The organism is Streptomyces pseudovenezuelae (assembly GCF_029892565.1).
In the GTDB taxonomy this organism is placed as follows: domain Bacteria; phylum Actinomycetota; class Actinomycetes; order Streptomycetales; family Streptomycetaceae; genus Streptomyces; species Streptomyces pseudovenezuelae_A.
The window spans coordinates 19,683-45,437 of record NZ_JARXVH010000019.1; the positions used below are offsets into that span (position 1 = coordinate 19,683).

Sequence of the window (25,755 nt, forward strand, 5' to 3'; positions counted from 1 at the left end):
TCGTGACCGATCGCTAGGCTGGCCGCGGACGACGCAATCGGGAGGAGCACGGACGTGGCCGAGAGCACCATCCAGCAGCACCCACTCGTGGGCTGGGACAAGCCGGAGCTGGACCTCAGTGAGGCCGATTGGCACTCGAGCAGCCGTGGCCTGGGGGATGTCCAGATCGCTTTTGTCGAGGGATTCATCGCGATGCGCAACAGCGGCCGCCCGGAGAGCCCTTCCCTGATCTTCACACCCGCGGAATGGGGCGCCTTCGTGTCGGGCGCGAGGGAAGGTGAATTCGACCTCACCTGAGCCGACGGGTTCGCGGCAAGCACGCAGGGACACCTTCAGTCCGGCCTTCACCCGCAGGGGTGGCGGCCGGACCGCGTGCCGTACACGGCGTCGGGAGGGTGGTCACGCCTGGGCGAGCAGCGGGTCGTACGGGGTCGAGCGCTGTCGGCCGGACATGAAGGACAGGAAGTCCTTGACGAACGCGCTGCGGGTGTACGCGCCGCCGGTGGCGGTGGTGTCGCGGTGGAACGCTGTCTGGAACAGGGACCGGTACTCGTCCGCGTCGATGCGCTGGTCGCCGTCCTTGTCGGTGACGTCGAAGAGGACCTCCGCCACTCTGATCAGTGCGGGTCCGGCCAGGGACGGAGCGCCCGTGGCGTATTCCTGGGCGCTGACGCGGCCGTCGCCGTCGGCGTCGAGGGCGCTCTGGAGTTCCCGCCACCAGTCGGCGTAGGCGTTGTAGAGCCTGGTCTCCTCGGGCTCGTCGAGGTCGAGGCGGGTGGACAGCTCGCGGGCCATGGCGGCGAGGTCCGGCCAGTCCAGGTAGCCGTCGCCGGTCTGGTCCAGCACCTCCCGGAAGAACTCCTCGGCGCCGCGCTGGATCCCTCCGTGTGCGCCGGGCTCCGGTTCCGGGGCGAACGGGGTGACGAGCCTGAGGAAGGCGCCGACTCGCTTCATCCTCTGGTGCAGAGCGCGGACTGTCCGTGCGCGAGGGTCGTCGCTGTCGGGGGAGAGCGCCAGCATGTCGGCGATGTTCTCGGCCTGGATCCAGCCGTCGGGCATGAAGCGGGCCAGACCGACGGCCAGGTAGGCACTCTGCATCAGCGTCTGGACGCCGGGCAGTTCGGGCAGTCCCGCCCGGCGGCGGAACGGCTCGGGAAGCGAGGCCACGGTGATGGCTCCGATGACCGGACCGCCGACCGCGCGGCCGACCGCCCACAGGGTGGGCAGACCGTTCAGCAGGGGCGGAGCGGGAAGGTGGTCGAAGAGCTTGTAGAGGATGATGCGCATCGCCTCCGTGTTCTCCAGCTCCTCCTCCACCACACGGTCGTAGTAGCGCCAGAACTCGTGGAGCGTGGCGGGCAGCTGACCGGCTTCGTCTCCCAGGACGGCGAGGAACGCCTGGAATTCGGCGTACAGCCTTTCCATGGCCCGCTGTTCCAGGGGCTGCCCGCTCAGCCGGAACATGGTGACCGTGCTCTCGAACAGCGTCGCCACCACCCAGGCGCGCGCCTCGGGGTCCATCGTGTCGTAGGGCCGGTCGCGGGCGTCGGTCCCGTTCAACCGTGCGTGCAGACGATTGAGCCGCGCCGCCTCCCGGTGCCGTACGTTGTCGTCGGCGCCGAACATGCGCCGCAGGCTCAGGAAGGTGTTGTGCAGCCTGCGCCAGGGGTGGGCCACGAACGTGGAGTTGTCGATCAGGGCGGCGCCGATCTGCGGATGCGCGGCCTCCAGTACGGTCGCCCGCACCACGGCCAGCGCCCAGCGAGGATCGTTGAAGAACTCGTCGAACTGCGAGCCCGGGCCGAGTAAGGGCGCCAAGTCTCCACCGCTGTTGGGCCGTTGGGAGTCGCCGGCCCGGTCGGCGGGTCCGATACCGGTGCTGTCGGGGATGCCGGAACCTGCGTCGGTCACGATCGAAGTTCTCCGTTCGGGTGGGGCGGGACGCCGCCGAAACGGCGTTCGCGTTGCCGGTAGGCGTGCAGGCACTCCAGGAAGTGCGGTGCGCGGAAGTCGGGCCACAGCACCGGTGGGAAGACCCACTCGGCGTACGCGACCTGCCACAGCATGAAGTTGGAGATGCGCTGTTCACCCGAGGTACGGATGACCAGGTCCACATCGGGAGTGTCGGGAAAGGGCAGATGCGCGGCGAACGTCTGCTCGGTCACGCCGTCGGCCGGCACGCCGTCGCGGATCAGCGATCGCGCGGCCTCGACGATGTCCCGGCGCCCGCCGTGATCGAAGGCGACGGTCAGTGTCAGGCCGCGGTTGTCGCCGGTCAGCGTCATCAGGTCGGCGAAGTCCCGGGCCAGCGCCGGGGGAATGCGGGGATCGGTGACACCGAGGAAGCGACAGCGGATCCCCCGCGCGTGCAGCAGCGGGGCGTGCTTGCGCACCACCCGGCGCACCAACCGCATGAGGTAGTCGACCTCGGCACTCGGGCGCCCCCAGTTCTCGGTGGAGAACGCGTACATGCTCAGCCACTCGACTCCGGCCGCCCTCGCCGCCTCGATGACGTCGATGGCGGTCGTCTCCGCGGCGCGGTGACCGGAGGTACGCGGCAGCGACCGCTGAGCCGCCCACCGGCCGTTTCCGTCCATCACGCACGCGACATGACGTGGCACCCGGCGCGGTACCTCGCCGTCCGGTCCACGAGCGGCGGAACCAGAGCCGCCAACGGCCTGCTGAACTGTCACGCCCGCCCCCCAGCAACTGCTCCGACGCCGTCCCGCCCCGAGGCCCGTCCGAAGGCCCCCGCAACCCCAACAGCGCAGCTCAGTGCGCTGATCCGGTCACCTGAACCAGCGTGTCAGCGACTCGCCCTGTGCCAGGTGCAAGTTCGGCGACTTCACTCTTGGTACCTCCGTCCGAATCGACACTGCCCCCGCCTGGGCTTCAGGGCACAGCAACAGAGCCGGCGGGCCGATCCGGGGGGTGTTCCGCCCGTTTTTCCGGACACGCGATCTTCAGGGCTCTGCCGGGCCGGCCTCTGCGCGAGGCTGGCCCCCGAGAGCGGAAGGTCGTACTCCGGAGGTGAGGACCCATGAACGCACTGCCGGTCATCGCGGCGGTCGACGGTTCGGACGACAGCCTGCGTGCCCTGGACTGGGCCGCCGACGACGCCCGCAGACGCGGGGCGGCGCTAAGAGTGGTGCACGTGCGGCAGTACGCCGCCTGGACCCAGCCCGGTGTCCTGGTCGCCGGGCTGCCCGAGGCGGACGACGACCCGGTCCTCGTCGAGGTGCGCGGACACCTCGACGACCGGGCCGACCTGCCGTCGACGGAGTACGTGGCGCTGGAGGGCGTCTCGGCCGCCGTCCTGCCCGAACTGGGCACCTCCGCCCAACTGCTGGTGCTCGGCTCCCGTGGCCGGGGCGGCTTCGCCAGCCTGTTGCTCGGCTCCAACGGCATGGCCGCAGCGCGCGACGCCGAGTGCCCCGTGGTCGTCGTACCGCGGCCCGGGCGAGAGGTTCACGACGAGCTGCCGGCCGAGCCCGGTCCGCGGGTGGTGGTGGGCCTCCAGGTGGACAGCCCCGACGAGGCGACGCTCTCCTTCGCGTTCGCCGAGGCCGCGCTGCGCGGTGCCCGCCTCCAGGTGATCGCCGCCTATGCCTGGCCGGTGCAGACCTGGGCCACCGCCGGCGAACTCGTACCGCCCGCGATGGACCAGGACGTCATCGAGAACGAGACCTGGACCCTCGCCGAGGGCTTCCTGGCCCCGTACCGCGCAGAGCACCCGGACGTCCGCGCCGACGCCCTCGCGGCCCCGGGTGACGCGGCAGGCCACCTCGTCGCGGCCTCCAAGGACGCCGACCTGGTCGTCGTCGGCCGCCACCGCCGCCGTCTCCTGGCCCCCGCCCGCATGCTGGGCTCGGTCACCCAGGCGGTCCTGCTGCACGCGGCCAGCCCGGTGGCGGTGGTGCCGCCCGCGGCGGGAGAGGTGTGAGGGGGCAGAGTGGCGGCACGGCTTCGAACGGCGGCCGACTCCGAACTCCCCGGCCTCACCACCTGAAACGACTTCCGTGGAGGTCGGCCGCACGCACACCGCGAGGCGTACTCTGAGCTGCCTGTAGGTCACGGTGCGCGCTCGCTCCCCGCGTGGGTGCATCGCCGTGGCAGGGGGTGCGACCATGGCGCAGCGCAGCGCACGGAGCGGCAGGACTCTGTTCGAACGCGAGAGTGAACTCGCCGCGGTCGACGAGGCGTTGGCTGCGCTCACCGGCCTGCGCACGGACGGGGCCGAGCCCGCCGCCCGCCCGCGCGGCGCCCTCCTCGCCGTCGCCGGACGGGCCGGCATCGGCAAGACCACCCTGCTCGCCGAGGTCCGCCGCCGCGCCGCCGCCCGCGGCTGCACCGTCCTGTCCGCCCGCGGCGGCGACCAGGAACAACGCGTCGCCTTCCACGTCGCCCGCCAGCTGCTGCAACCCCAGTTCGCCGGGTCGGCGGAGGCCGATCTCCGTGCCTCGATGGGCAGTTGGTACGACATCGTCGGCCCCGCCCTCGGCCTGTGCGCGCCCGCCTACGGCGCCCCGCCCGACCCGCAGGGCCTCAGCGACGGCCTCGACTGGGTGCTCACCCACCTCGCCGTGCAGCGCGCCCCGATGGTCCTCGTCCTTGACGACACCCACTGGGCCGACCCCGAATCCCTGCGCTGGCTCGCCGCGTTCGCGCCCCGGGCCGAGCAACTCCCGCTGCTGATCGTCGTCGCCTACCGCCCCGACGAACTCCCCGACCACGCCGAGTCGTTCAGGGAACTGCCCGGACGCGCGGGCGGACGCCCCCTCGACCTGGAGCCGCTCAGCGCCGCCGCCGTCGCCCGCCTGGTCCGCGAGGCACTCGGCACGGACGCCGACGACGCCTTCTGCCGCGAATGCTGGGCCGTCACCTCGGGCAACCCCTTCGAGACCGTCGAACTCCTCGCCAAGGTCCGCGACCGCGACCTGACCCCGACCGGCACCGGCGCCCACCTGCTGCGCGACCTCGCCGCCGCCGTCAAGGGCAGTGGCCTCGTCGCCCGCATCGAGCGTCTCGGCACCTCCACCGTCCGCTTCGCCTGGGCCTGCGCCGTCCTCGGCACCGAGATCCACCCCACCCTGGCCGCGGCCGTCGCCGGACTCGGCCACGAGGAGGCCGCCGACGCCGCCGACGCCCTGCGCGGCGCCCGGATCCTCGCCGGCAGCGACACCCTGGAGTTCGTCCACCCGCTGATCGCCACCGCCGTCTACCGGGCCATCCCGCAGGGCGTCCGCGTCGCCCTGCACGGCCAGGCCGCCTGGTGCGTGATCAACGACGGCCTCGGCCCGTCGGCCGCCGCCCGTCACCTCCTGGAGACCCACCCCGACGGCGACACCTGGGTCGTGCACCAACTGCGCGCCGCCGCCGAGGAGACCCTCCGGGCCGGCGCCCCCGACGCGGCCCGCCGCTACCTGGCCCGCGCCCTGCGCGAACCCCCGCCCTTCGAGGACCGGGCCGCCGTCCTGTACGAACTGGGCTCCGCCTCCCTGCTCACCGAACCGGCCACCACGGTCAACCACCTGCGCGCCGCCCTGGAAGAGTCCATCGGCGACCCCGACCTGCGCCACAACATCGTCTACCGGCTCTCCCAGGTCCTCGCCCACAGCGACCGCCTCGCCGAGTCCTCCGACACCCTCGCCCGCGAGATCCGCGTCACCGACGACGCCCGCGTACGGCTGCGCATGCTCGCCGAGCAGTTCATGTGGGACGCCTTCCGCGCCGACGAACCCGACCACCCCTCCCGCTCCCGCCGCCTCACCAAGCTCGCCGACCGGCTCAAGGGCAACGACCTCACCGAGCGGTACATCATCGGACTGCGCACCTGGGACGCGATCCTGCGCGGCGAGCCCGCCCACGTCGCCCTCCACCACGCCGAACGCGCCCTGGCCGGCGGACTGCGCTGGGCGGAACCGGACCGCGGCTTCGAGGTGCCCGTCCTGGTCGCCCTCGCCTTCATGTACGCCGACCGCCCCGGCCGCACCGAGGAACTCTTCGCCGCCGGCATCGCCGACTACGAACAACAGGGCTGGCGCGGTGCCCACCTCTCCTTCGCCTACACGCTCCTCGCCTACCTCCGCTACCGCCGCGGCCGGCTCGCCGAGGCCGAGGACTTCGTCCGCGCCGGGCTCAGGATCGCCGAACGCGTCGGCCCCGGTACCCCCGCGCACTGGTACGCCGTCGGCATCCTCATCGAGGTCCTCCTCGCCCGCGGCCAGGTCGCCGAGGCCACCGAAACCGCCGAGCACTACTCCTTCGGACCGCCCTTCCCGGCCGCCGTCGTCTTCCCCGACTCCCAGACCGTGTACGGCGAACTCCTGCTCGCCCGCGGCCTGCACAAGGACGCCGCCGCCGAACTGGCCGCCGCCGGCCGCCGCTTGGACCCCCGTGGCATCCGCAACCCGGCCTGGTGCCCCTGGCAGCTCCACCTCGCCCGCGCCGAGAGCCCCGACGCCCCCGAACGCGCCGTCGCCACCGTCCTCGAAGCGGTCCTGCGCGCCCGTCAGTTCGGCGCCCCGTCCGCCATCGGCCAGGCCCTGCGCGCCGCCGCCGAGGTCTCCTCCGGCTCGACCCGCGTGAAGCACCTGGAAGAGGCCGTCACCCACCTGGAGCGCTCACCGGCCGCCTACGAACTCGCTTGCGCCCTGGTCGCCCTCGGCACCGAACTGCGCCGCACCGGCCGCCCCACCGAAGCGGCCGAACACCTCTACCGAGGCCTCGACGCGGCCGTCCAGTGCGGTGCCGACGGCCTGGTCGATTCGGCCCGCGCCGAACTCGTCGCCGCCGGCCTGCGCCCCCGCCGCCTGCACAGCACCGAGACCGACACCCTCACCGCCCGCGAACGCGCGGCGGCCAACCTGGCCGCCCAGGGCAGCACCGAAGCGGACATCGCGAGGGAGCTGCGCGTGGACGAGCCCACGGCGGTACGCCTGCTGTCCGCGGTGTACCGAAAGATGGGTACCGAAGGCACCGGTCTCGCGGCGGCCCTGAAGCCGACCTGAGCCGCACGACTGCCTCCCGGCCCCTTACCATGGGCGCATGTCGTTCCTCCGCCGCCGCAGCGCCACTCCCGCCGGGCCCGAATTCGACGTACTCGCCATGGACCCGGGCGACTGGCCCGGCAATCTGGGCGCCGGTCTGCTGCCCGCGCCCGACGGCAGCTGCCAAGGCGTCTTCCTGCGCTACGACCTGTTCGGCGGCCGCGGCCCCGCGATGATCATCGGCAACCTGCCCGAGGGATCTCCGGCCCGTGACGTCGCCGAGGGCGAGGTCCCCTTCGAGGTGGCCCAGCTGCTGGTCGCGCTGGAGAACGAGGAGGAGGTCACCGTCACGGGAGCCGAGGACATGCCCGTGATGCAGGGCGACAACCTGCTGATCGTGCGCCGGCTCAAGCTTTCCGAGAGCCGGATCTCCTGTGTCCAGTTCGACCGCAGCGACAACGTCCTGGTGACCATCGCCGCCTGGGACCGTCCCATCACGGACGACCTGTACGCCCTGCTGAAACCGCTCCCGGCGGAGCTGTTCCAGCAGGGCTGACCGGCTACTTCCGCGACGGCACCACGTTCACGTCCGCCGCCCGCACGAACTCGACCCGGTGGCCGTACTGGATCTCGTAGTAGAGATCCTTGCCGACCACGACCTTGTGCGAGTCGGTCGTGAAGGTGACCGCGTAGTAGTACTCGCCCGGCAGCTTGTCGCCGACGACGTACTTCTGGCCCGCCGGAATGGTGTACGGCAGTGGTGAGATCGCCTGTGCGGGGACGCCCGTCGGATAGGCGGTCGTCTCCGGGTAGGCGCGGCCGTAGACCGGGACGCTCGCGAGGCCGGGCTTCGGGGTCACCACCAGACCGCGCGCGCCGACCGCGACCGGGGCCTTCTTCGGACTCTTGAACCAGGCCTTCTGGCCCAGGTACCAGATCGCCGTCCAGTCGCCGTCGCGGCCGGCGACCGCGTACTGCTGGCCGGTGGAGACCCGTGAGGAAAGGTCGTTCACGTCGGTGGTCGGTGTCGTGCCGAGGCCGATGTCCTTGATCAGCGGGTAGGTCTCGCCGGGGCCCGAATACAGGCGGACCTCACTGGATCCGTGGGACGCGCACGGCTGGCCCTTGGTGACGCATCCCGTGTACGCGGGCTGGTTCGTGGCGTAGTCGGGGCGGATGGTGACCAGACCGGCCTTCTTGCCGGCGGTGGCCTTGAACGGGCGGTCCAGCAGGTCGAAGTAGTGGCGCCAGTCCCAGTAGGGGCCGGGGTCGGTGTGCATGCCGGGGACGGTCGACGTGGTCGGGCCCGGCACGTTGTCGTGGCCGAGGATGTGCTGCCGGTCCAGCGGGATGCGGTACTTCGCGGAGAGGTACTTCACCAGGCGGGCCGACGAGCGGTACATCGCCTCCGTGTACCAGGCGTCCGGCGCGGCCAGGAAGCCCTCGTGCTCCAGGCCGATCGACTTGGCGTTGACGTACCAGTTGCCCGCGTGCCAGGCCACGTCCTTGGCCTTCACGTGCTGGGCGATGAGGCCGTCGGTGGAGCGCAGCGTGTAGTTCCAGGAGACGTAGGTGGGGTCCTGGACCAGGTTCAGTACGCCGTCCCACGTGCCCTCGGTGTCGTGGATGACGATGTACTTGATGCTCTGCGAGGCCGGGCGGTCGCCCAGGTCGTGGTTGCCGTAGTCGTTGTCCCCGAACTCCTCGTAGGGCGCCGGGATCCACTCGCAGGACACCGACCTCGGGCACTCCGTGCCGGCGGCGGACAGGGTGCGCAGGCCGGTCCGCTTCAGCTGCGCGGTGTCGGGGGCCAGGCCGGGCTGCGCGGCGAGGGCGATCTGCTGACCCGCGTCGGTGGTGCGGTCCTCGCCGGTGCGGAGCACGTCGTAGACGTCGTTCGCGTACGCGGCCGCCGTGGCGCTGTCGTCCGCGCCGGAGAAGCGGGCCACCGCTCCGTACCACTCGGCCGGATCGGCGCTGAGGGGTTCGCCCAGCTTCTGTTGCGCCTCGGCCAGCAGCGCGGCACCGCCGGCCACGTTGGCCGAGGGGTCGGTACGCAGCTCGGCCTGGCTGAGTCCGGTCAGTTCGGCGGCCTTGGTCAAGGTCTTGAGGCGGGCCGGGAGTTCGGAGTTCGCCGGCACCTTCGTGTCGGGGTGCAGAGCGGCGCGGGCGCTGTCGCCGCGGGCGTCCTCCGCGCCCTCGCTGTGGTGCGAGGCCGTGGCGAGCGCGGTACGGGCGTCGGTGAGGTGCATCGGGCCGTAGCCGCCGGTGACGCTCGGCGCCCCGGCGTGCGCGTCCCAACGGGACTGGAGATAGGAGACGCCGAGCAGCACGCTCTGCGGCACGTGGTACTCGGCGGCGGCCGAACTGAACGCCAGCTGCAGCCGGTCCGCGGAGGACCCGGCGCCGGCCGCCGGGGCCGCGCCGATCAGGGGCAGCAGCAGGGCCGCCGAGACGAGAGCGCCCGCGGTCCTGCGGGCGCGTCTGTTGCCGGGCGTGGACGTGGGGTCGGGGGCGGATCGCAATGCAGCCTCCTGGGACGAACGAGCGTGGCGGGGCGTGCAGGGCCGGGCGGTGGCTCAGTGGTACCGGCTTGCAGACGATCCGTCAATCATGCCCAGGGCAACCAGATTTCCCACGTCAACACGAGGGCAAAGGAGTTTCTTGGCGCAGGCTCACGGGCCTGCGGTGCGTCAGTGGCGTATACCAATGGGTGCAGGAGCCGAGGTGGGGACATTTGAACGGCCATGTGCGGATCCACCCGGCGGCGCATACGAAAATCCGCGGCACGCCACCGTTCTGGGCGCACCGCGGATCGTCGTCCCCGTCAGCGAGTGCCGACCGCCGCGCGCACGGCCCGGCGGGCCAGCTGGCAGTCGTCGTGCAGCCGCCTCAGCAGCAGCCGCTGTTCCTCGCCGGACGGCGCAGCGCCCGGGTGGGCCGCTCCCGGTGCCGCCGGGGTCGAGTCGTGCATCGAACGCTGCACGGCCGTCTCGTAGGTACGGATCTCACGGGTCAGTACGAGCATCAGGTTCACCAGGAACGCGTCCCGGGAGGCCGGGCCGGCGGACTGCGCGAGCTGGCTGATCTGTCGGCGGGCCACCGGTGCGTCGCCGAGGACCGACCAGAGCGTCGCCAGGTCGTATCCGGGCAGGTACCAGCCCGCGTGCTCCCAGTCCACCAGCACTGGACCGGCCGGGGACAGGAGAATGTTCGACAGCAAAGCGTCGCCGTGGCAGAACTGGCCCATGCCCTGGCGGCCCGCCGAGTGCGCGATACCGTGCAGCAGCTTCTGCAGGTCGCCCATGTCGCGGTCGGTGAGCAGACCCAGCTCGTGGTAGCGGGAGATACGGGCCGCGTAGTCCAGGGGGGCGTCGAACGTGCCGGCCGGTGGCCGCCATGCGTTCAGTCGGCAGATCGCGCCGAACGCCGCCCGGATGTCCGCACGGGGCGGGGCCTCGGTGGGGTGGCGCTGGAGTGCAGCCACGCGTCCGGGCATCCGCTCGATCACCAGCGTGCAGTTGTCCGGGTCCGCCGCGATCAGCCGCGGGACGCGCACCGGGGGGCGGTGCCGGACGAACGAGCGGTAGGCGGCTATCTCGTGGCGGATCCGCTCCGCCCAGGCGGGGGAGTGGTCCAGTAAACACTTGGCGACGGCCGTGCTGCGCCCGGTCGTGCCGACCAGGAGCACGGAGCGTCCGCTGCGGCGCAGCACCTGGACCGGAGCGAACTCCGGGCAGATCCGGTGCACCGACGCGAGCGCCGTGCGCAGCTGGGCGCCCTGAGGGCCGGACAAGTCGAGTCTCCCGCTGAGCGGTTGGGTGCCGAGCCCCGGAACACGCCGCGTCCGGCCCGCGCCCAGCGCGGGGGCCGCGGGACGCGCGGCGGGGTCGAGGTAAGGGCCGCTGCCCGCCGGACGGGGGTGCAGCGACCGGGGCGGGGCGGACACGGAGGACGATGCTGCGTACATGGGCGAAACAGATCCCTTCGTGTGCCTGCGACGACGGTGCGCTACCCGGCCCGGCCCCTCGGATGCACCCTGGGGAATGTCCCTCGGTGACCGGGTCGGGGTGGCGCGTTCCTACCTGACACCAGATGTGCAGTGGCACACCATCTGGCGCACCCTGGCGAACCGTGGCGAATAGTCGCCCGGCAACGTGCACCGGGCTATGTTCAACTCAGCCGAGAACCTGGGGGCTTGACGTGAGTGGACAACCCAACTCCCGCTTGTCGGACCTGTTCGGCCTGGCCGGCTGGTCCAAGGGTGAGCTCGCGAGGCTGGTCAACCGGCAGGCGGCGGCCACGGGCCACCCCCAGCTGTCGACCGACACTTCGCGAGTGCGGCGGTGGATCGACACGGGCGAAGTCCCGCGCGATCCGGTGCCGCGGGTGTTGGCGGCTCTGTTCACCGAGCGTCTCGGCCGTGTCGTGACCATCGAGGACCTCGGTCTGGTCCGGCACGGGCGTGCGGGGAGACGGCAGGACGGCGGGAGCGCTGAACATCCCGACGGTGTGCCGTGGGCGCCCGAGCGAACCGCCGCGGTCCTCACCGAATTCACGGGAATGGACCTCATGCTCAACCGACGCGGCTTGGTGGGCGCGGGTGCCGCGCTCGCCGCGGGATCCGCACTCACCAGTGCCATGTATGACTGGCTGCACTCCGATCCGGCCCTCGCGGCCGACGCCCCCCGTTTCGACGATCCCCTGCACGCCGACCCCGCTGGGTTCGACCGCTATGAGGCCGCCCCCATCGGGTCGCAGGAGATCGAGGAACTGGAGCGCTCGGTAGAGGTGTTCCGGGCCTGGGACGCGGCCCGCGGCGGCGGGCTGCAACGCAAGGCGGTCGTAGGCCAGCTCAACGAGGTGGGCGGCATGCTCGCCTACCGTCACCCCGACCATCTCCAGCGGCGCCTGTGGGGCGTCGCCGCCAATCTCGCCGTCCTCGCGGGCTGGATGTCGCACGACGTCGGCCTGGAGCCCACGGCCCAGAAGTACTTCGTCATCGCCGCCCATGCCGCGCGTGAGGGTGGTGACCGGCCCCGCGCAGGCGAGGCGCTCTCCCGAGCGGCTCGCCAGATGGTGCACCTGGGCCGGCCCGACGACGCGCTCGACCTGATGAACCTCGCCAAGTCCGGCTCGGGCGAAGAAGTGCTGCCCCGCACCAGGGCGATGCTCTACACCATCGAAGCCTGGGCACAGGCCTCCATGGGCAAGGGCCAGGCGATGCGCCGAACTCTCGGCCAGGCGGAGGACCTCTTCGTCTCCGACGGGGCGGACGTGCCGCCGCCCAGCTGGATGCAGATGTTCAAGGAGGAGGACCTGTACGGCATGCAGGCTCTGGCCTACCGGACGCTGGCCGAGCACGATCCGAGCGCCGCCGCGCACGCCCAGCACTACGCGGAGAAGGCCCTGGCGCTGCGGGTCGACGGGCGGCAGCGGTCGAAGATCTTCGACTTCCTGTCGATGGCCTCCGCCTGCTTCATCGCCGACGACCCGGAGCAGGCCGACCGCTACGCACGCCTGGCCCTGATGTCGATGGGATCCAACTCCTCCCACCGCACCTGGGACCGGCTGCGCCAGATGTACCGGCTCACCGCCGAGTACTCCAGCTACCCGAAGATCAGCGAGCTGCGGGAGGAGATCAAACTGGCGCTGCCGAAGAGGGCGAACGGAGGCAACAGCGCACGGGCATAGGGGGTTTGTGCGCTGAATAGATCTGGACGGGCGGCCAACCGGGGCCCGTGCCGACGGTGTCGCCGCCTACGACGTCACCTTGGCGACGAGCACACACGCGTCGTCCTCACGCCCGGATCCGCCGAACTCCTCCACGACCGTCCGCACGCAGTCCTGTGCGGTGCGCGCCGCGTCGAAGCGCGGGGCCAGGTCGAGGAGTTGCTGTGCGGTCTCCGGGCGGCCTCGCCCGGGCACCAGTCCGTCGGTGTGCAGCAGGAGCAGGTCGCCGACCTCGAGGGCCTCTTCCGCCTGCGCGTAGGAGGCGCCGGAGGTCGCGCCCAGCAGGACGCCGGCCGGTGTGTGCAGCATGCGCCCCGTCCCGTTGCGGAACAGCAGCGGGGCGGGGTGTCCTGCTTGGGCCCAGGTGAGGGTGCGGGTCTCCGGGCGGTAGCGGCAGCAGACCGCGCTGCCCAGGGCGGGCTGGACGGTGGCGTCGAGTAACTGGTTGAGCAGGGACAGCAGTTGGCCCGGCTCGGTGCCGGCCATCGCCATGCCCCGTACGGCGCCCAGCAGCATCGCCATGCCCGAGGCGACGGCGACGCCGTGTCCGGTGAGGTCGCCGACGCTCAACAGCGTCTGTCCGTCGGACAGTTGGAGCGCGTCGTACCAGTCGCCGCCGATCAGCGCGCTCGTCGAGGACGGCAGATGGTGCGCCGCCAGGTCGAGGGGCTGGGGGTCCTGATGCACCAGGCGCGGGGAGCCGCGCCAGGTCGGGAGCACGGCCTGCTGCAGCTCGACCGCGAGCCGGTGCTCGGTCCGCGCGCGCTGCTCCTGGTGCTGGAGCGAGTCACGGGTCTCGCTCACCGCACGCTGACTGCGCCGCAGTTCGCTGACGTCCCGCAGGACGGCCCACATCGAGACGGTGCTGCCGTCGGCGTCGAGCACGGGCTCGCCCATCATGTGCACGGTCCGCACCTCGCCGTCCGGGCGGACGACGCGGAACTCCCCGTCGATGGGCTTGGCGTCGACGAGACAGCTCGTGACCATCGCCGTCAGCCCGGCCCGGTCCTCGTCGAGCACCACGGAGGGCAGCTCGTCGAGGGTGAGTGGCGGGGCCTCGGGGTCACGGCCGAGGATCTGATAGAGCTCGCCGGACCAACTCGCCTCGTCCGTCAGCAGGTTCCACTCGGCGCTGCCCACCCGGCTGAGGAGCGAGCCGCGCCGGGGAGCGGGCGGCACGGCCCGTATCTGGGACACCGCCTCGGCGGCGTCGGGTGGTGCCTGCGGAAGGCCGTCCCGCAGTTGCGCCAAGTGCGTGTCGAGGTCGCTGAGTTGGTGCAGCGCGAGATCGTACAGCGCGCGCTCCCAGCGCTCCCTGGGTTCCGCCGCGTCGGTCCGCGCGTCCCGTCGTACGGCGTCCACCTCGCCCTTGAGCCGTCGGGTCTGCGATATCAGCGCGTCGACCGAGCCGCTTCCCGGCGGCTGGGCGGCTGGGTGATCCGCAGAGAGAGGGGACGACATGACGCACTCCGATGCGGGGACGGTACGGCCGGGGCTGACGGAGGGACGGTTACGACTGTCGCACAGCCCGCGACGCGCTGTAAGGGATTTGGCAACACACGATGCGGTGGTGCTTCTGGCATATGTCAGCGTCTTCGCGGGTGGGTGGTGCCCTGCGACTGCGGTATGCCGTCCGACGGTCAAGTCGTAGGCGTGGTACGCGAGTTGATGGGTCGCTGTGGATGCCGGGTGGACATTCAGGCGCGCGTTCGATGGTCTCTTGTTCTGGATGATCTGACCAGGGGATCCGGTACACCCGGGTCCGTTTGGGTCGTGTGATGCAGGTCACAGAAATTGATAGGCGCTTCGACGTAATGCAAACGGCACCTTCGGGGTCGTAACAGCATGGACATCACTCTTGAGCAGCCCGCCCGCGGTCGTCTGATCACTGCTGAAGAACAGGAGCTGCCCGTTCCCGCGACCTTCCGCTACAGCTCCACGGACCCGCTGGCCGTGCACGTCGAGTTCCCGCCGGACGTCTCGCTGGACGGCACCGGAGTCACCTGGACCTTCGGGCGCTCCCTCCTGGAGGAGGGGCTGCGCGGTCCGGCCGGCGCCGGGGACGTGCACATCTGGCCCTGCGGACGGGCCCGTACGGTCCTGGAGTTCCACTCGCCCTTCGGCCTCGCCCTGCTCCAGTTCGACACCGACGCGCTGCAACGCTTCCTGCTGCGGACGTACGCCGTGGTGGCGACCGGCGAGGAGGACCTCGACACGGCCGTCGACCGCGGGATCAGTGCCCTGTTCGGCAATGTCTGAGCCGCTCCGACTTCTGTTCGTCTCCGGCTCATCGCGCGGGTACGGACCCTGACGATCACCCCGTGCACCCTGGCGCGCGGTGTGCCGCAGGGGCCTGCCGGTGACGAGTGCGGGGCGAATGACACAGATCAGCCGAAGAGGCTTCGTGGGGCTCGGCGCCACCGTGGCGGCGGGCGTGTCAGTGGGCGCCACGACCCGAACGGCGGCCGCGGCTTCGACGACCGCAGCGGCATCACGCTCGGCGGCGGGTACCCGGTTTTCGACCAGCCAGGCGGCTCGGGCCGGCAGTACCCCTGGAAGCTCAGCGCCACCCCGGACGCGGGCGGCACCGACGGCGAGACCCTCGCCCAGTGCAACGGCGACCTGCCGTACTCCTGGTCCTCCCAGCACTCGCCTGGAACACGGGCCGGCTCGACAACTGGGTGTCCGGCCTCACCTGGCAGAACTACGCCGAGGCGCTGCAGAGCGCGGGGGTGAGCTGGAAGGTCTACCAGAACGCCCAGGACAACTACGGCGACAACGCCTGCGCCTATTTCAAGAAGTTCGCCTCCGCCAGGGCGGGTGACCCGCTCTACGACCGGGGCATGGCCTCCGTCCCCAAGGTGACGGGCTCGACCCCCGACGACATCGCCGCCGCCATCAAGGCGGACGTCCTCGCCGGCACCCTCCCGCAGGTCTCCTGGGTGGTCCCCAACCGGGCCTACTCCGAGCACCCGTACGCCCCGCCCGGTGGCGGCGCCCACTTCGTGAACCTCGTCCACCAGGCCCTCGCCGGGCGACGCCACGAAGACGGGCGAGTCGGCTGAGGTGAGCACCCGTTACGCCGTCGACTCCGACACCACCTGGTCACGCCGGTTCACCGGGCACCTGGAGTCGGGCGCGGCGAGTATCAGCGGCTGAACTAGGCGTAGAGGTCGGGGCGTCGGGCGAGGTCGACGGTCGTGCGGTCGCCGCTCTCCAGCGCCCTGACCCCGGCCTCGGCGACCGCGGAGGCCGCGTATCCGTCCCACGCGCTCGGACCGGTGACCTGGCCGCGCCGGGTGGCGTCCACCCAGGACTGCACCTCGCGGTCGTAGGCGTCGGCGAACCGCACGAGGTAGTCCTGCGGCACCTCCTCGCCGGCGGTGCCCCGGGTGGTGACCAGCATCGAGTGCTCGTCGCCGATGCGCGCGCTGCCCGCCTCGCAGACGGCCTCGCAGCGCACCTGGTAGCCGAAGCCGCAGTTGACGAACACCTCGACGTCGACCAGGGCGCCGCCCTCGGTCTCGAAGAGCACGAACTGCGGGTCCAGCAGCCCCTCGGGCGCCCCGGCGGCGGGACGGGGGCGCAGCACGGTCACGGCGGTGAGCTCCTGGCCGAGCAGCCAGCGGGCCGCGTCGATCTCGTGCGAGACGGAGCTGTTGATCAGCATCGCCGAGGTGAAGCCCGGCGGGGACGAGACGTTGCGGTGAGTGCAGTGCAGCATGAGCGGACGCCCCAACCGCCCGTCGTCCAACAGGGACTTGAGGCGCCGGTACTCGGCGTCGTAGCGCCGCATGAACCCGATCTGCGCGAGCCGCCGACCGAGCCGCGCCTCGGCCTCCACCACGCGCAGCGCCCCGACGGAGTCCGGGACCATGGGCTTCTCGCACAGCACCGGCAGCCCCCGGGCGAAGGCCGCGAGGAGCGCCTCCTCGTGCGCGGGGCCGGGTGAGGCGATCAGGACGGCCTGCACGCCGGGCGCGTCGAGCGCGGCCTCCGGGTCCGGGTGCACGGAGACCCCGTCGAGGCCGGCCACCGCCTCCTTCGCGGACGCGAGGTCGGGATCGGCGACGGCGGCGATCCTGGCGCCGCTCACCACTCGGTCGAGGCGTCGTATGTGGTCGGCTCCCATGTGTCCGACACCCAGTACCGCAACGCCCAACAGGTCACCCACGTGCGCACTTCCTCTCCGCCGACGATCTCGGCGTAGCGTACGCCGAGGCCGTGGCGGTGCGGGAGGTGCCGTCAGTAGCGCAGTACGCCCGCGATCCCGTGCACCTCGCCGAGGGTGCCGTCCGGGACGAAGCGGACGTCCGCGCCGGTCTCCAGGCACTGCTCGACGATCTCGTCCACGATGTCCTCGCGGGAGTCGAGGTCGTCGCTCGCGGCCGGGACGAGGTGACCGTCGACGACGTCTCGTACCGTCACGCGGTAGTTCTCCTCGACGGCGAGCAGCCGTACGCGGCCTTCCTGGGCGCTCTGCCAGACCTCGTCGACGCCGGCCGCGAAGGCCTTGTGGCCGCGAGCGGATTCGAGTGCGTGGGTCACGGCGTCGGTGCCGCGGCGGGCCTCGGCGGCGACCAACGGCCGTACCGCCTGCCACACGGCGTCGGGCGTGCCGTGCGCGAGGCCGCCGTGCGGCAGGTGCACGGCTTCCCTGGTGACACCGCCGACCTCGTCGAGGAGGGAGAGCGCCGCCTGTTCACCGGTCACGTACAGCGGGCGCGGCTGCCGGCGCAGGACCAGGCCCATGACGCCGTCGGCCTCGCGCAGGAAGTGGCGGGTGCCCTCGTCGCGGAAGGTGCTCGGCATGTCGCCGATCCGCTCCTGGCGCTCGGCGTCGAAGTTCTCCGGGTTCCGGACGAGCGGGAACCCGCCGGAGGTGTCCTCGGTGACGCGGTCGGCGCCGCCGCTCCAGAGGGTGACCCGGTCGGAGGAGACCGACAGCACCCAGAACGGGCGCTCCGCGGCCTGCGCCGAGACGAGGTTGCGGGTCAGGAAGGTGTCCGACAGCACCACACGCTCCGGCACGGTCCGCGCGAGCGACCACACCTGGTGCTCACCCGGAGCGGCGAAGATCACCAAACCGTCCTCGACGTGCGCCAGATCCACCTCCGCCAGGGCCTGGTCGAGCTGGTGGACGACATCGGAGCGCCGCTCCCGGGTCACCGCGGGATCGGACTCCAACTGCTTCTTGGCCTCGGCCACCACATTGCGCAGCCGGACCGGATCCTGGGCGTTCTCGGGCTCCCGGCGATGGGTCGGCGTCAGCACGGACACGGCCGGATAAGGGCGCGGGCGCCGGAGCTCGGACAGCATTGCGGGACTCAGCTCGTGCTCCATACCAGCACGATAGGACCGTTTCGCCGATAGGGCATTAGGGGCAGCGTGAACGGCGAAAGCGACAAACCGCTGTTAGCGTCGCGCGGCCCACGGCAATGAGCTCTCAGCTCCGGCTCACCGCCACCGTGCCCTGGGCAACCGCACACAGCGTCTCCGTACCGCCCGCGTCGAGAGTCATCAGGTCACACCGGCTCACGGCCTGCGTACGCCCCGCCCGCACCACCCGGGCATGGGCGCGCAGCACCTCGCCCGTCGCCCGCCGCAGGTAGTCGATGGTGAGCCCGGTCGTGATCAGCCGCGTCCCGGCAACCGTCGCCGCGGCGAACGCCAGCGCGTTGTCCGCCGCGTAGGCAAGCACCCCGCCGTGCACGCTGCCGTACTGCTGGAGCAACTCCTCGCGGATGTCGAGTTCGAGTGTGGCCTCGCCGTCCCCGAACGCCGTCAGCCGGGCGCCGAGCAGCGCGCTGAACGGCTGTGCCGCGAGGGCCTTGCGGGCGAGTGCCAGGTCGAGTGTCTCAGGCACGATCCACCTCACTTCACTGATGAAGTGAGGGTGGCGTGAACCCTCCGCCTCTGTCAACATCGGGCCATGTCCGAGCCCGACCAACGCCTGTTCTTCCTGCTCCAGCGGGCGGCCCACCGGCTGCGCACCACGGCGGACCGGCGCTGCCTGGCCGCCGCAGGCATCACCACCGCACAGCTGGGCGCGCTGTTCGCCGTACGGGACAGCCCCGGGCTGACCCAGCAGGAACTCGCCCGCACGCTCGGCCTGCGCGAATCCGGTGTCACCCCGCTGGTCGGCCGGCTCGCGACGGCCGGCCTGCTGACGAAGCGACCGCACCCGCGTGAACACCGGGCCGTGGTGCTGGAGTTGAGCGAGGCGGGCGTCGCGGCCCTGGCCGCCGCCCAGCCGGAGATCGACCGCTTCAACGCCGAACTGCGAGCGCTGCTCGGCGAGGAGGGCTTCACGTCGACGGCGGGCGCGATGGACCGGCTCGCCCACTGGGAGCTTTGAGGGGTACGCCGGATCCGCGCGGCACCGTGCTCAGGTGCCCTCGTCCTCGGGCCCGCACGAACTCCCGGTCGGCGGCAGGGAACCGTACAGCAGGAAGCGGTCCACCTTGCCGTGCACGCACTTCGAGGAGGCGTAACCGGTGTGCCCCTCGCCCTTGTTGTCCAGCACCACCGCAGAGGAGCCGAGCCGCTTCGCCGTCTCCGTGGTCCAGCGGTACGGCGTCGCCGGGTCGCCGCGGGTGCCGACGAGGAGCATCTTCGGGCCGTGCACGTTCCGTACGTCGTCGCGGATGAAGTCCGTGCCCTTGGGGCGGCCGTAACACATCAGTACCTCGGTGAGCCGGTAGCGGCCGAACACCGGTGAGGCCTTCTGGTACTCCTCGCGCAGCCGGCCGAGGTCCTTGGTGATCCGGTCGGCGCCGGGGCGATCGGGATCGTCCGCGCAGTTGATCGCCATCAGCGCCGCCGGAAGATTGTCGAGCGGTACGTCGTTCGCGTCGACCAGGCCGCCGCCCGTGTCCTCCCGGTGGGGAAGGGCGACTCCGCCGGTCGCGAAGGCCATCACCCCGCGGGTGTCGCCGTCCTCGACCAGTGAGGCGAGGGCGCGTTCCAGGGAGGGCCACATCTCCTGGCTGTAGAGGGCCTGGCCGATGGCACCCACGAGATCCTGGCCCGTGAACCCCTCGCCGAAGTCCGTCGGCACCGGGTCCTCGTCCAGCGACTCGACGAGTTGGACGACCTGTTCGCGGGCGTCGCGCGCGTCCTGGCCGAACGGACAGGCGACGTCCTTCACGCACCAGCCGACGAAGTCCTCCAGAGCCGTCTGCTGCCCCTCGGCGCCCGCGATCCCCTGCTCCGCCATCGGCTCGGTCAGTGTGTCGACCCCGTCGAGGACCAACCGGCCGACCTTCTTGGGGAATTGGGCCGCGTACACCGCGCCGAGCCGGGTTCCGTAGGAGAAACCGAGGTAGTTGAGCTTCTTGTCGCCGACCGCCTGGCGTATCACGTCCAGGTCGCGGGAGGCGTTCACCGTGCCGATGTGGGGGAGGACCGGCCCCGAGTTCTCGGCGCACTGGGCGGCGGCGGTGCGCAACTGCCGCAGTACGGCCTGCGGATCGCTCATCCCGGCGTCCTCGTCCGAGGTCTCCGCGGCCTCGTCGGAGCCGTCGCCGCAGCTGACCGGCGAGGACCTGCCGACGCCACGCGGGTCGAAGCTCACCACGTCGTACGCGTTGGTCAGACTCATGAACTCGTCCCCGCCGGCGGCGAGTTCGTTCACGCCCGCGCCACCCGGACCGCCGAAGTTCAACAGCACCGAGCCCCGCTTGTCACCCGTCGCCCGGTAGCGGGCCATCGCGAGGTCGAGCGTGCCGGCCGCGGGCCTGGCGTAGTCGAGCGGGACCGTGACCTTGCCGCACTGCAGATCCTTGGGCGCGTCCATGCCGTCGCACTTCGACCACGCGACCTTCTGCCGGTAGAACCGTGAGAGGTCGGGCTGCGGGCGCTCGGCGGCCACCGCGGGCAGGCCGGCGGCGAGCAGGGCCAGGCCGACGGCTCCGGTGAACGCGCAGCGCCGGACCGCGGACCGCGTGGACAGCTTGGCCAGCATCGATGCCTCCTGGGACGCCCGCTGCGGACCGGGAGGAACGGCGTCCTCGATCACGATAAGCGGCCACCGGAACCCCCGCCTCCGGGCGAGCGGGGCGAGGCGAACTGCCCTACCCTGTGCGCTCTCGACACCTCTGAGGCCGTTTTACGGCTAGTTCGATAACCGTGCCGCTCGATGGGGTGAAAGGCCGATTAGCCATAACTCTGATGGTTCGCCCGCGTTTTATCCGGTGCGGGCAGCCGCCCGCCTCTCCGGCGCGGGACCTGTGCCCGCGCCCTTGTCTGGAAGGCAGGGACCCTATGCGAAGGGTTACCCGAAACGGTGTGATCGCCGTCGCCGCCGCCTCCGGCGCGATGGTCGTGACGGTTCCGGCGCACGCCGACTCGGCGGCGGACGGTGCCGCGGCCGGCTCACCCGGGCTGATCTCCGGCAACACCATCCAGCTCCCGGTGCACGTCCCGGTGAACGTCTGCGGGAACACCGTGAACGTGGTCGGGCTCCTGAACCCGGCCGCGGGCAATACCTGCGCCAACGAAAGCGCGGGCAAGGCCGGGGCGGGACCGCGTTCCGGTGCGGACGGCTCCGGCGCACACCGGTCCACCGCGCCCGGTTCCACCGCCTCCGGCGGCAGCGTGGCCCGAGGCGGCGGAAAGGATTCGCCAGGCCTCCTCTCCGGCAACGGCCTCCAGCTCCCGATCGACCTCCCGGTGAACGTCAGCGGCAACTCGGTGAGCGTGGTCGGCGTCGGGAACGCGTCCGTAGGCAACGAGTCCGTGAACACCTCCGGCGACCACCCCCACCACCCGACCCGCCCGACGCCCAGGCCGCCCACCGCGCCCAAGGCGCACCCGGGCCCGCAGGGCTCGCCGCACACCCCGGAGTGGGCGGCGCCCACCCTCGCCCACACCGGCGCCGACCCGGCGCTCCCCGCCGCCGTGACGAGCGCCGCGCTGGTCATCGGCGGTGCCGCGCTGTACCGCCGCTTCCGGCCGAGGGCGACGCGCTGACCGCGCCCGCGTGAACGTATGGAAGGCCCCACCGGCACCCTCCCCTCCCGGTGGGGCCTCCGTTGTCGAGCGGCGGTCGCCTCGAACTCCCCGCTCGCGCCGAGGAGTTGACGTCCCCCATCAAGAGCCGGACGACAGCCGCCGCCGTGCGGCCGGAAAGGCGTACCGACTCCCAAGGGCCACCGTTGTCAGGGCGGCCGCGACGAGCGGGAGGGACGTCCAGGGAAGCGCCCCGGGTCCCAAGGCGTCCAGGGCCAGGCCCCCGGTCAGGGACCCCGCCGCGATGCCGGCGTTGTAGACGGTCGCCTGCAGCGAGGTCGCCACGTCCGCGACCTCCGGACCCGACGCGTCGACCAGCGCGGTCTGGATGAGCGTGGGCGCCCCGCCGAATGCGACACCCCACAGCGCGACGGAGCCGAACAGCACCGCATGCGTCCCGGCGAGCAGACCGAGGCAGAGCATGGCGCCCGCGCACACCGCGAGCGCGGTCAACAGGGCGGCGCGCAGGTGCCGGTCGACGAGGAGACCGGTGAGCCAGATGCCGGCCACCGTGGCCGCGCCGAACACCAGAAGCACCGCATCCGGACGGCCGAGACCGGCGTGCGCGGCGAACGGAGCGACGTACGTGTACATCACCTGGTGCCCCAGCAGGAGGAACAGCGTGACCGACAGGACGGCGGGCAGACCCGGCAGCGCGGCCACCCGCGCGAGCGGCATGCGTGCCTCCGGTGGCTCGCCCGGGAAGCCCGGCACCCGCCACCGCACCCAGCCGATCAGCAGTACCGCGAGCCCGGCCAGCGTCCCGAACGCCGTCCGCCAGCCCAGCGCCCCGGCCAGCGCGGCTCCGGCGGGCACCCCCAGCGACAGGGCCAGCGTGATCCCCGCGAGCACGATCGCGATCGCCCGGCCGCGCCGCTCGGCCGGCACCATCCGGGCCGCGTACCCGACGAGCATCGCCCACAGCAGACCGCCCACGGCTCCGGCCAGCAGCCGGGCCGCGAAGGTGAGGGCGTACGACGACGACAGCGCGACCACCGAGTTGCTGACCGCGAACCCCGCCAACGCGCCGACCAGTACGCGCCGGCGGGGCAGCCCGCGCAGCAGCGCCGTGAGGGGGATCGCGGCCGCGAAGGAGGCCGCCGCGTACCCGGTGACCAGGAATCCGACGCGCGCTTCGGAGACGCCGAGCGCGGGTGCCATGCGGGGGAGCAGCCCCGCGGGGAGCAGTTCGGTCATGACGGCGGTGAAGGCGGCCGTGGACAGGGCGAGCAGGCCCGGCCACGGCAGCGGGACGGGCACAGCGGTGCCGGTGCCCTTGGCCATGGATGCGGTGGACATGGGACCATGGTCGAACCCTCACATCAGTGTGAAGGCAAGGACGACTTTCCGGAGGCGGCCATGAGGATCGGCGAACTGTGATGGGGGAGCGGTCGTGAAGATCGGCGAACTGTCCCGCCGTACCGGCGTCCCCACGCGACTCCTCCGCTACTACGAGGAGCAGGACCTGCTCAGCCCGGACCGTACCGAGAACGGATACCGCGACTACGGCGAACCCACGGTCCGGGACGTCCAGCAGATCCGCGGGCTGCTGGACTCGGGGCTGACCACGGAGATGATCCGGGCGATCCTGCCGTATCTGTCCGGCCCGGACGAGATCGTCCTGCCCGCGGACCGGCTGACCCCCGAGACCGCGGCCCTGCTGCAGGACCACGTCGACCGCATCCAGGCCCGCATCGACTGCCTGGCCCGCAACCGGGACCGACTGCGGTCCTACCTCGCGGCGGTGCGGCCGGACCGGGACCGGAACTCCGTATCTGTGCAGTCTTCGTAAAACTGTTGCCCCTTTGGCCCCCGGGTGTTGGAGTGAGCCCATGGATCATGTCGGTGTACTCGCCCTCTTCGACCGCAATATGCGCGAAGGTGCCCAGCCGGACGGGCCCGACGCACGGGTCGAGCGGGTCGGCCGGGTGGTGCGGCAGGTCGCCTCGGCGCGCGGGTGGAACGGTGTGGTCTGGTCCGACCTCGACGAGACGACCGCGGACGAAGCGATCGCCGAGCAGGTCGCGTACTTCTCCGGACTCGGGCACGAGTTCGAGTGGAAGCTGTACGGGCACGACCTGCCCGAGGACCTGGGACAGCGGCTCGCAGCCGCCGGGTTCACGGCCGAGCCCGAGGAGACGCTGATGATCGCCGAGGTCAACTCCCTCGACCTCGACGCCGAACCGCCGGAGGGCATCCGCCTGCTGCCGGTCACCGACGCGGCGGGCGTCGAACTCGTCGGGGACGTGCACGAGAAGGCCTTCGGCACCGACGGCACCCGGATGCGCCACCAACTGCTCGCTCGGCTCACCTCCGAGCCCGACACGGTGGTCGCCGTCGTGGCCCTCGCCGGGGACGAGCCGGTCAGCGCGGCGCGCATGGAGTTCGTGCCCGGCACCCGGTTCGCCGGTCTGTGGGGCGGCGGCACCGTCGAGGCCTGGCGCGGACGCGGCGTCTACCGCGCCCTGGTCGCCCACCGCGCCCGCTCCGCCGTGGAGCGTGGCTACCGCTACCTCCAGGTCGACGCCTCCCCCCAGAGCCGCCCGATCCTGGAGCGCCTCGGCTTCGAGCCGCTGACCACCACGACGCCCTACGTGTACACGCCGTAGGGGTGCGAAGGCAGGGGCGTCAAATCCTCCTGACCTGCACGGACAGGGGTCCGCACGCTCCGGTGACGTGGGTCACCCCCGGCGGGATGTCACATCCACGGTCACTCGATCCGTCGCACGGTCATGACGACGCACCAGAAGAACCAGAGCATCCTCCTCGCCGGCGCCAGTGGCGTCTTCGGCGTTCACGTCGCCCGGGCCCTCACCGAGGCGGGCCACAAGGTCACCGGTCTCGGACGGGGGCAGGTGAACGGCGTCCGGGCCGACCTCATGGACCGGGACGGTCTGCTGCGGGCGGTCGACGGGCAGCACTTCGACACCGTGATCCACGCCGCGACCGTCCTGCGCAAGCCGCCCATGCGCCACCGCGACATGTACGCCACCGACGCCCTGCGCATCGAGGGCACCGCGCACCTCGTCGAAGCCGCGCGGGCCACCGGCGCCACCCGCTTCGTCGCCGAGTCGATTGTCTTCGGTTACGGCTACGGGGACTTCGGTGACCACGTGGTTACCGAGGACGACGACCCGTACGGCCCGCGCGGCACCTCGCCGGAGCTGGAGAAGCACCTCAAGGGCATGCGCACCAAGGAGCAACTCACCCTGGGGGCCGAGGGGTTGGCCGGCATCGCGCTGCGCTTCGGTCTGTTCTACGGACCCGGCGGCACCGACGCGCTCCTGCCGATGCTGCGCAAGCGGCAGTTGCCCGCGCCCGCCGACCGCGGTCGCGTCCTGCCGTGGGTCGAACTCACCGACGCCGCACGCGCGGTGGTCGCCGCCGTGGAGCGCGGGCGAGCGGGGCAGGCGTACAACGTCGTGGACCGCACACCGCTCGGGTTCCGGGCCCATCTTCTGTGCGTGGCCGAGGAGTTCGGCCTGCCGAAGCCGATGACCGTGCCGCTGTGGCTGACCGCGCCGATGCCGTACGCGCACGCGATGTTCGGGTCGAGCATGCGGGTGTCCGCGGCCAAGGCGGAGCGGGAGCTGGGCTGGACGCCCGTGTACCCGGCCGCCCGTGACGGGCTCACCGCGTTCGCCGCCGCTCGTTGAGAGCACATGCCGAGCGGGCGGGGCGTTCGAACGCCCCGCCCGTGTCCGCGTCGGTCATGCGGGTCGGCGGCCGGTCGATACCGGCCGTGTGGGTCAGCGGCGCACCCTGGTCCGGTCCAGCGCGGCGATGCCGACCGCGGCAAGGCCGATCTGGATGAGCCATTCGATCCAGTCCACGCCCTTGGTGTCGGCCACGCCGAACGCCGAGGCGAGCGCCGCACCGATCAGCGCGGCCACGATGCCGACGACGATCGTCAGCAGGATGCCGATGCGCTGACGGCCCGGTACCACCAGCCGCCCCAGCACACCGATGATGATGCCGATCACGATGGCACTGATGATGCCCGAAATCTCCATCTCCGCCC

22 protein-coding genes and 1 pseudogene are annotated in these 25,755 nt (G+C 71.9%); 12 read left to right on the forward strand and 11 right to left on the reverse strand.

Annotated elements, in window-relative coordinates; translation table 11 throughout:
- Positions 1 to 54: 54 nt before the first annotated feature.
- Positions 55 to 297, forward strand: coding sequence for a DUF397 domain-containing protein (locus tag M2283_RS40720; RefSeq protein ID WP_124001278.1), 243 nt, complete (start codon positions 55 to 57; stop codon positions 295 to 297).
- A gap of 102 nt (positions 298 to 399) precedes the next feature.
- Here M2283_RS40720 and M2283_RS40725 read toward each other — a convergent pair whose 3' ends face one another.
- A complete protein-coding gene (locus M2283_RS40725) occupies positions 400 to 1,872 on the reverse strand; it encodes an oxygenase MpaB family protein (RefSeq protein ID WP_432423199.1) in 1,473 nt (490 codons plus the stop codon).
- Positions 1,873 to 1,907: 35 nt separating this feature from the next.
- Entirely contained in the window at positions 1,908 to 2,621 is a 714-nt protein-coding gene (gene uppS / locus M2283_RS40730) for a polyprenyl diphosphate synthase (RefSeq protein WP_280881599.1), read from the reverse strand.
- A 419-nt stretch (positions 2,622 to 3,040) separates the two neighbouring features.
- Between uppS and M2283_RS40735 the strand changes: the two genes are divergently transcribed.
- From M2283_RS40735 to M2283_RS40745, 3 genes are all read left to right on the forward strand, one after another.
- Positions 3,041 to 3,943, forward strand: a complete 903-nt coding sequence (locus M2283_RS40735) for a universal stress protein (protein WP_280881600.1) — start codon at positions 3,041 to 3,043, stop codon at positions 3,941 to 3,943.
- A gap of 184 nt (positions 3,944 to 4,127) precedes the next feature.
- Positions 4,128 to 7,010, forward strand: coding sequence for an ATP-binding protein (locus M2283_RS40740; protein WP_280881601.1), 2,883 nt, complete (start codon positions 4,128 to 4,130; stop codon positions 7,008 to 7,010).
- A 37-nt stretch (positions 7,011 to 7,047) separates the two neighbouring features.
- A complete protein-coding gene (locus tag M2283_RS40745; protein WP_124001281.1) occupies positions 7,048 to 7,545 on the forward strand; it encodes a hypothetical protein in 498 nt (165 codons plus the stop codon).
- Between the two features lie 4 nt (positions 7,546 to 7,549).
- Here M2283_RS40745 and M2283_RS40750 read toward each other — a convergent pair whose 3' ends face one another.
- Positions 7,550 to 9,514 (reverse strand): N-acetylmuramoyl-L-alanine amidase, encoded by a 1,965-nt coding sequence (locus M2283_RS40750; RefSeq protein WP_280881602.1) that lies wholly within the window; start codon positions 9,512 to 9,514, stop codon positions 7,550 to 7,552.
- Between the two features lie 302 nt (positions 9,515 to 9,816).
- Positions 9,817 to 10,959: an aminoglycoside phosphotransferase family protein gene (locus M2283_RS40755; protein ID WP_280881603.1), complete on the reverse strand. Its 1,143-nt coding sequence runs from the start codon at positions 10,957 to 10,959 to the stop codon at positions 9,817 to 9,819.
- Between the two features lie 233 nt (positions 10,960 to 11,192).
- Between M2283_RS40755 and M2283_RS40760 the strand changes: the two genes are divergently transcribed.
- Positions 11,193 to 12,683: a DNA-binding protein NsdB gene (locus M2283_RS40760; RefSeq protein WP_280881604.1), complete on the forward strand. Its 1,491-nt coding sequence runs from the start codon at positions 11,193 to 11,195 to the stop codon at positions 12,681 to 12,683.
- 66 nt (positions 12,684 to 12,749) lie between these two features.
- On the opposite strand, the gene M2283_RS40765 is transcribed toward M2283_RS40760, so the two are convergent.
- Positions 12,750 to 14,183, reverse strand: coding sequence for a PP2C family protein-serine/threonine phosphatase (locus M2283_RS40765; RefSeq protein ID WP_280881605.1), 1,434 nt, complete (start codon positions 14,181 to 14,183; stop codon positions 12,750 to 12,752).
- A 384-nt stretch (positions 14,184 to 14,567) separates the two neighbouring features.
- Between M2283_RS40765 and M2283_RS40770 the strand changes: the two genes are divergently transcribed.
- Positions 14,568 to 14,981: an SsgA family sporulation/cell division regulator gene (locus M2283_RS40770; RefSeq protein ID WP_280881606.1), complete on the forward strand. Its 414-nt coding sequence runs from the start codon at positions 14,568 to 14,570 to the stop codon at positions 14,979 to 14,981.
- Between the two features lie 118 nt (positions 14,982 to 15,099).
- Positions 15,100 to 15,754 (forward strand): annotated as a pseudogene (locus tag M2283_RS40775) (alkaline phosphatase family protein); the annotation flags it as partial.
- Positions 15,755 to 15,882: 128 nt separating this feature from the next.
- On the opposite strand, the gene M2283_RS40780 reads toward M2283_RS40775, so the two are convergent.
- From M2283_RS40780 to M2283_RS40790, 3 genes are all read right to left on the reverse strand, one after another.
- On the reverse strand, positions 15,883 to 16,896 hold the full coding sequence (locus M2283_RS40780) for a Gfo/Idh/MocA family protein (RefSeq protein WP_280881607.1): 1,014 nt from the start codon (positions 16,894 to 16,896) through the stop codon (positions 15,883 to 15,885).
- A gap of 71 nt (positions 16,897 to 16,967) precedes the next feature.
- A complete protein-coding gene (locus M2283_RS40785) occupies positions 16,968 to 18,065 on the reverse strand; it encodes a chemotaxis protein (RefSeq protein ID WP_280881608.1) in 1,098 nt (365 codons plus the stop codon).
- A 103-nt stretch (positions 18,066 to 18,168) separates the two neighbouring features.
- On the reverse strand, positions 18,169 to 18,588 hold the full coding sequence (locus tag M2283_RS40790; protein WP_280881609.1) for a PaaI family thioesterase: 420 nt from the start codon (positions 18,586 to 18,588) through the stop codon (positions 18,169 to 18,171).
- 66 nt (positions 18,589 to 18,654) lie between these two features.
- On the opposite strand from M2283_RS40790, the gene M2283_RS40795 reads away from it, so the two are divergent.
- Positions 18,655 to 19,080, forward strand: coding sequence for a MarR family winged helix-turn-helix transcriptional regulator (locus M2283_RS40795; protein WP_280881610.1), 426 nt, complete (start codon positions 18,655 to 18,657; stop codon positions 19,078 to 19,080).
- A 30-nt stretch (positions 19,081 to 19,110) separates the two neighbouring features.
- Here the strand turns inward: M2283_RS40795 and M2283_RS40800 are convergent, their stop codons facing one another.
- Positions 19,111 to 20,688 (reverse strand): alpha/beta hydrolase, encoded by a 1,578-nt coding sequence (locus M2283_RS40800; protein ID WP_280881611.1) that lies wholly within the window; start codon positions 20,686 to 20,688, stop codon positions 19,111 to 19,113.
- Positions 20,689 to 20,987: 299 nt separating this feature from the next.
- Between M2283_RS40800 and M2283_RS40805 the strand changes: the two genes are divergently transcribed.
- Positions 20,988 to 21,695 (forward strand): chaplin, encoded by a 708-nt coding sequence (locus M2283_RS40805; protein ID WP_280881612.1) that lies wholly within the window; start codon positions 20,988 to 20,990, stop codon positions 21,693 to 21,695.
- Positions 21,696 to 21,815: 120 nt separating this feature from the next.
- Here the strand turns inward: M2283_RS40805 and M2283_RS40810 are convergent, their stop codons facing one another.
- The gene (locus tag M2283_RS40810; protein WP_280881613.1) at positions 21,816 to 23,033 is read right to left on the reverse strand and encodes an MFS transporter; all 1,218 of its coding nucleotides are present in this window, start codon (positions 23,031 to 23,033) and stop codon (positions 21,816 to 21,818) included.
- 94 nt (positions 23,034 to 23,127) lie between these two features.
- Between M2283_RS40810 and M2283_RS40815 the strand changes: the two genes are divergently transcribed.
- The 3 genes from M2283_RS40815 to M2283_RS40825 all read left to right on the forward strand — a co-directional run bounded on the left by M2283_RS40815 (position 23,128) and on the right by M2283_RS40825 (position 25,390).
- On the forward strand, positions 23,128 to 23,526 hold the full coding sequence (locus M2283_RS40815; protein ID WP_280881614.1) for a MerR family transcriptional regulator: 399 nt from the start codon (positions 23,128 to 23,130) through the stop codon (positions 23,524 to 23,526).
- Positions 23,527 to 23,566: 40 nt separating this feature from the next.
- Positions 23,567 to 24,343 (forward strand): GNAT family N-acetyltransferase, encoded by a 777-nt coding sequence (locus M2283_RS40820; RefSeq protein WP_280881615.1) that lies wholly within the window; start codon positions 23,567 to 23,569, stop codon positions 24,341 to 24,343.
- 123 nt (positions 24,344 to 24,466) lie between these two features.
- Positions 24,467 to 25,390, forward strand: a complete 924-nt coding sequence (locus M2283_RS40825) for an NAD-dependent epimerase/dehydratase family protein (protein WP_280881616.1) — start codon at positions 24,467 to 24,469, stop codon at positions 25,388 to 25,390.
- A 93-nt stretch (positions 25,391 to 25,483) separates the two neighbouring features.
- Here the strand turns inward: M2283_RS40825 and M2283_RS40830 are convergent, their stop codons facing one another.
- Entirely contained in the window at positions 25,484 to 25,747 is a 264-nt protein-coding gene (locus M2283_RS40830) for a GlsB/YeaQ/YmgE family stress response membrane protein (RefSeq protein WP_280881617.1), read from the reverse strand.
- Between the last annotated feature and the right edge of the window lie 8 nt (positions 25,748 to 25,755).

Coding starts and splice junctions, on each gene's coding strand:
- M2283_RS40735 (WP_280881600.1), top strand. CDS start 3,041: ATGAACGCACTGCCGGTCATCGCGGCGGTCGACGGTTCGGACGACAGC.
- M2283_RS40740 (WP_280881601.1), top strand. CDS start 4,128: ATGGCGCAGCGCAGCGCACGGAGCGGCAGGACTCTGTTCGAACGCGAG.
- M2283_RS40745 (WP_124001281.1), top strand. CDS start 7,048: ATGTCGTTCCTCCGCCGCCGCAGCGCCACTCCCGCCGGGCCCGAATTC.
- M2283_RS40755 (WP_280881603.1), bottom strand. CDS start 10,959: ATGTACGCAGCATCGTCCTCCGTGTCCGCCCCGCCCCGGTCGCTGCAC.
- M2283_RS40765 (WP_280881605.1), bottom strand. CDS start 14,183: ATGTCGTCCCCTCTCTCTGCGGATCACCCAGCCGCCCAGCCGCCGGGA.
- M2283_RS40770 (WP_280881606.1), top strand. CDS start 14,568: ATGGACATCACTCTTGAGCAGCCCGCCCGCGGTCGTCTGATCACTGCT.
- M2283_RS40785 (WP_280881608.1), bottom strand. CDS start 18,065: ATGGAGCACGAGCTGAGTCCCGCAATGCTGTCCGAGCTCCGGCGCCCG.
- M2283_RS40795 (WP_280881610.1), top strand. CDS start 18,655: ATGTCCGAGCCCGACCAACGCCTGTTCTTCCTGCTCCAGCGGGCGGCC.
- M2283_RS40800 (WP_280881611.1), bottom strand. CDS start 20,688: ATGCTGGCCAAGCTGTCCACGCGGTCCGCGGTCCGGCGCTGCGCGTTC.
- M2283_RS40805 (WP_280881612.1), top strand. CDS start 20,988: ATGCGAAGGGTTACCCGAAACGGTGTGATCGCCGTCGCCGCCGCCTCC.
- M2283_RS40810 (WP_280881613.1), bottom strand. CDS start 23,033: ATGTCCACCGCATCCATGGCCAAGGGCACCGGCACCGCTGTGCCCGTC.
- M2283_RS40820 (WP_280881615.1), top strand. CDS start 23,567: ATGGATCATGTCGGTGTACTCGCCCTCTTCGACCGCAATATGCGCGAA.
- M2283_RS40825 (WP_280881616.1), top strand. CDS start 24,467: ATGACGACGCACCAGAAGAACCAGAGCATCCTCCTCGCCGGCGCCAGT.
- M2283_RS40830 (WP_280881617.1), bottom strand. CDS start 25,747: ATGGAGATTTCGGGCATCATCAGTGCCATCGTGATCGGCATCATCATC.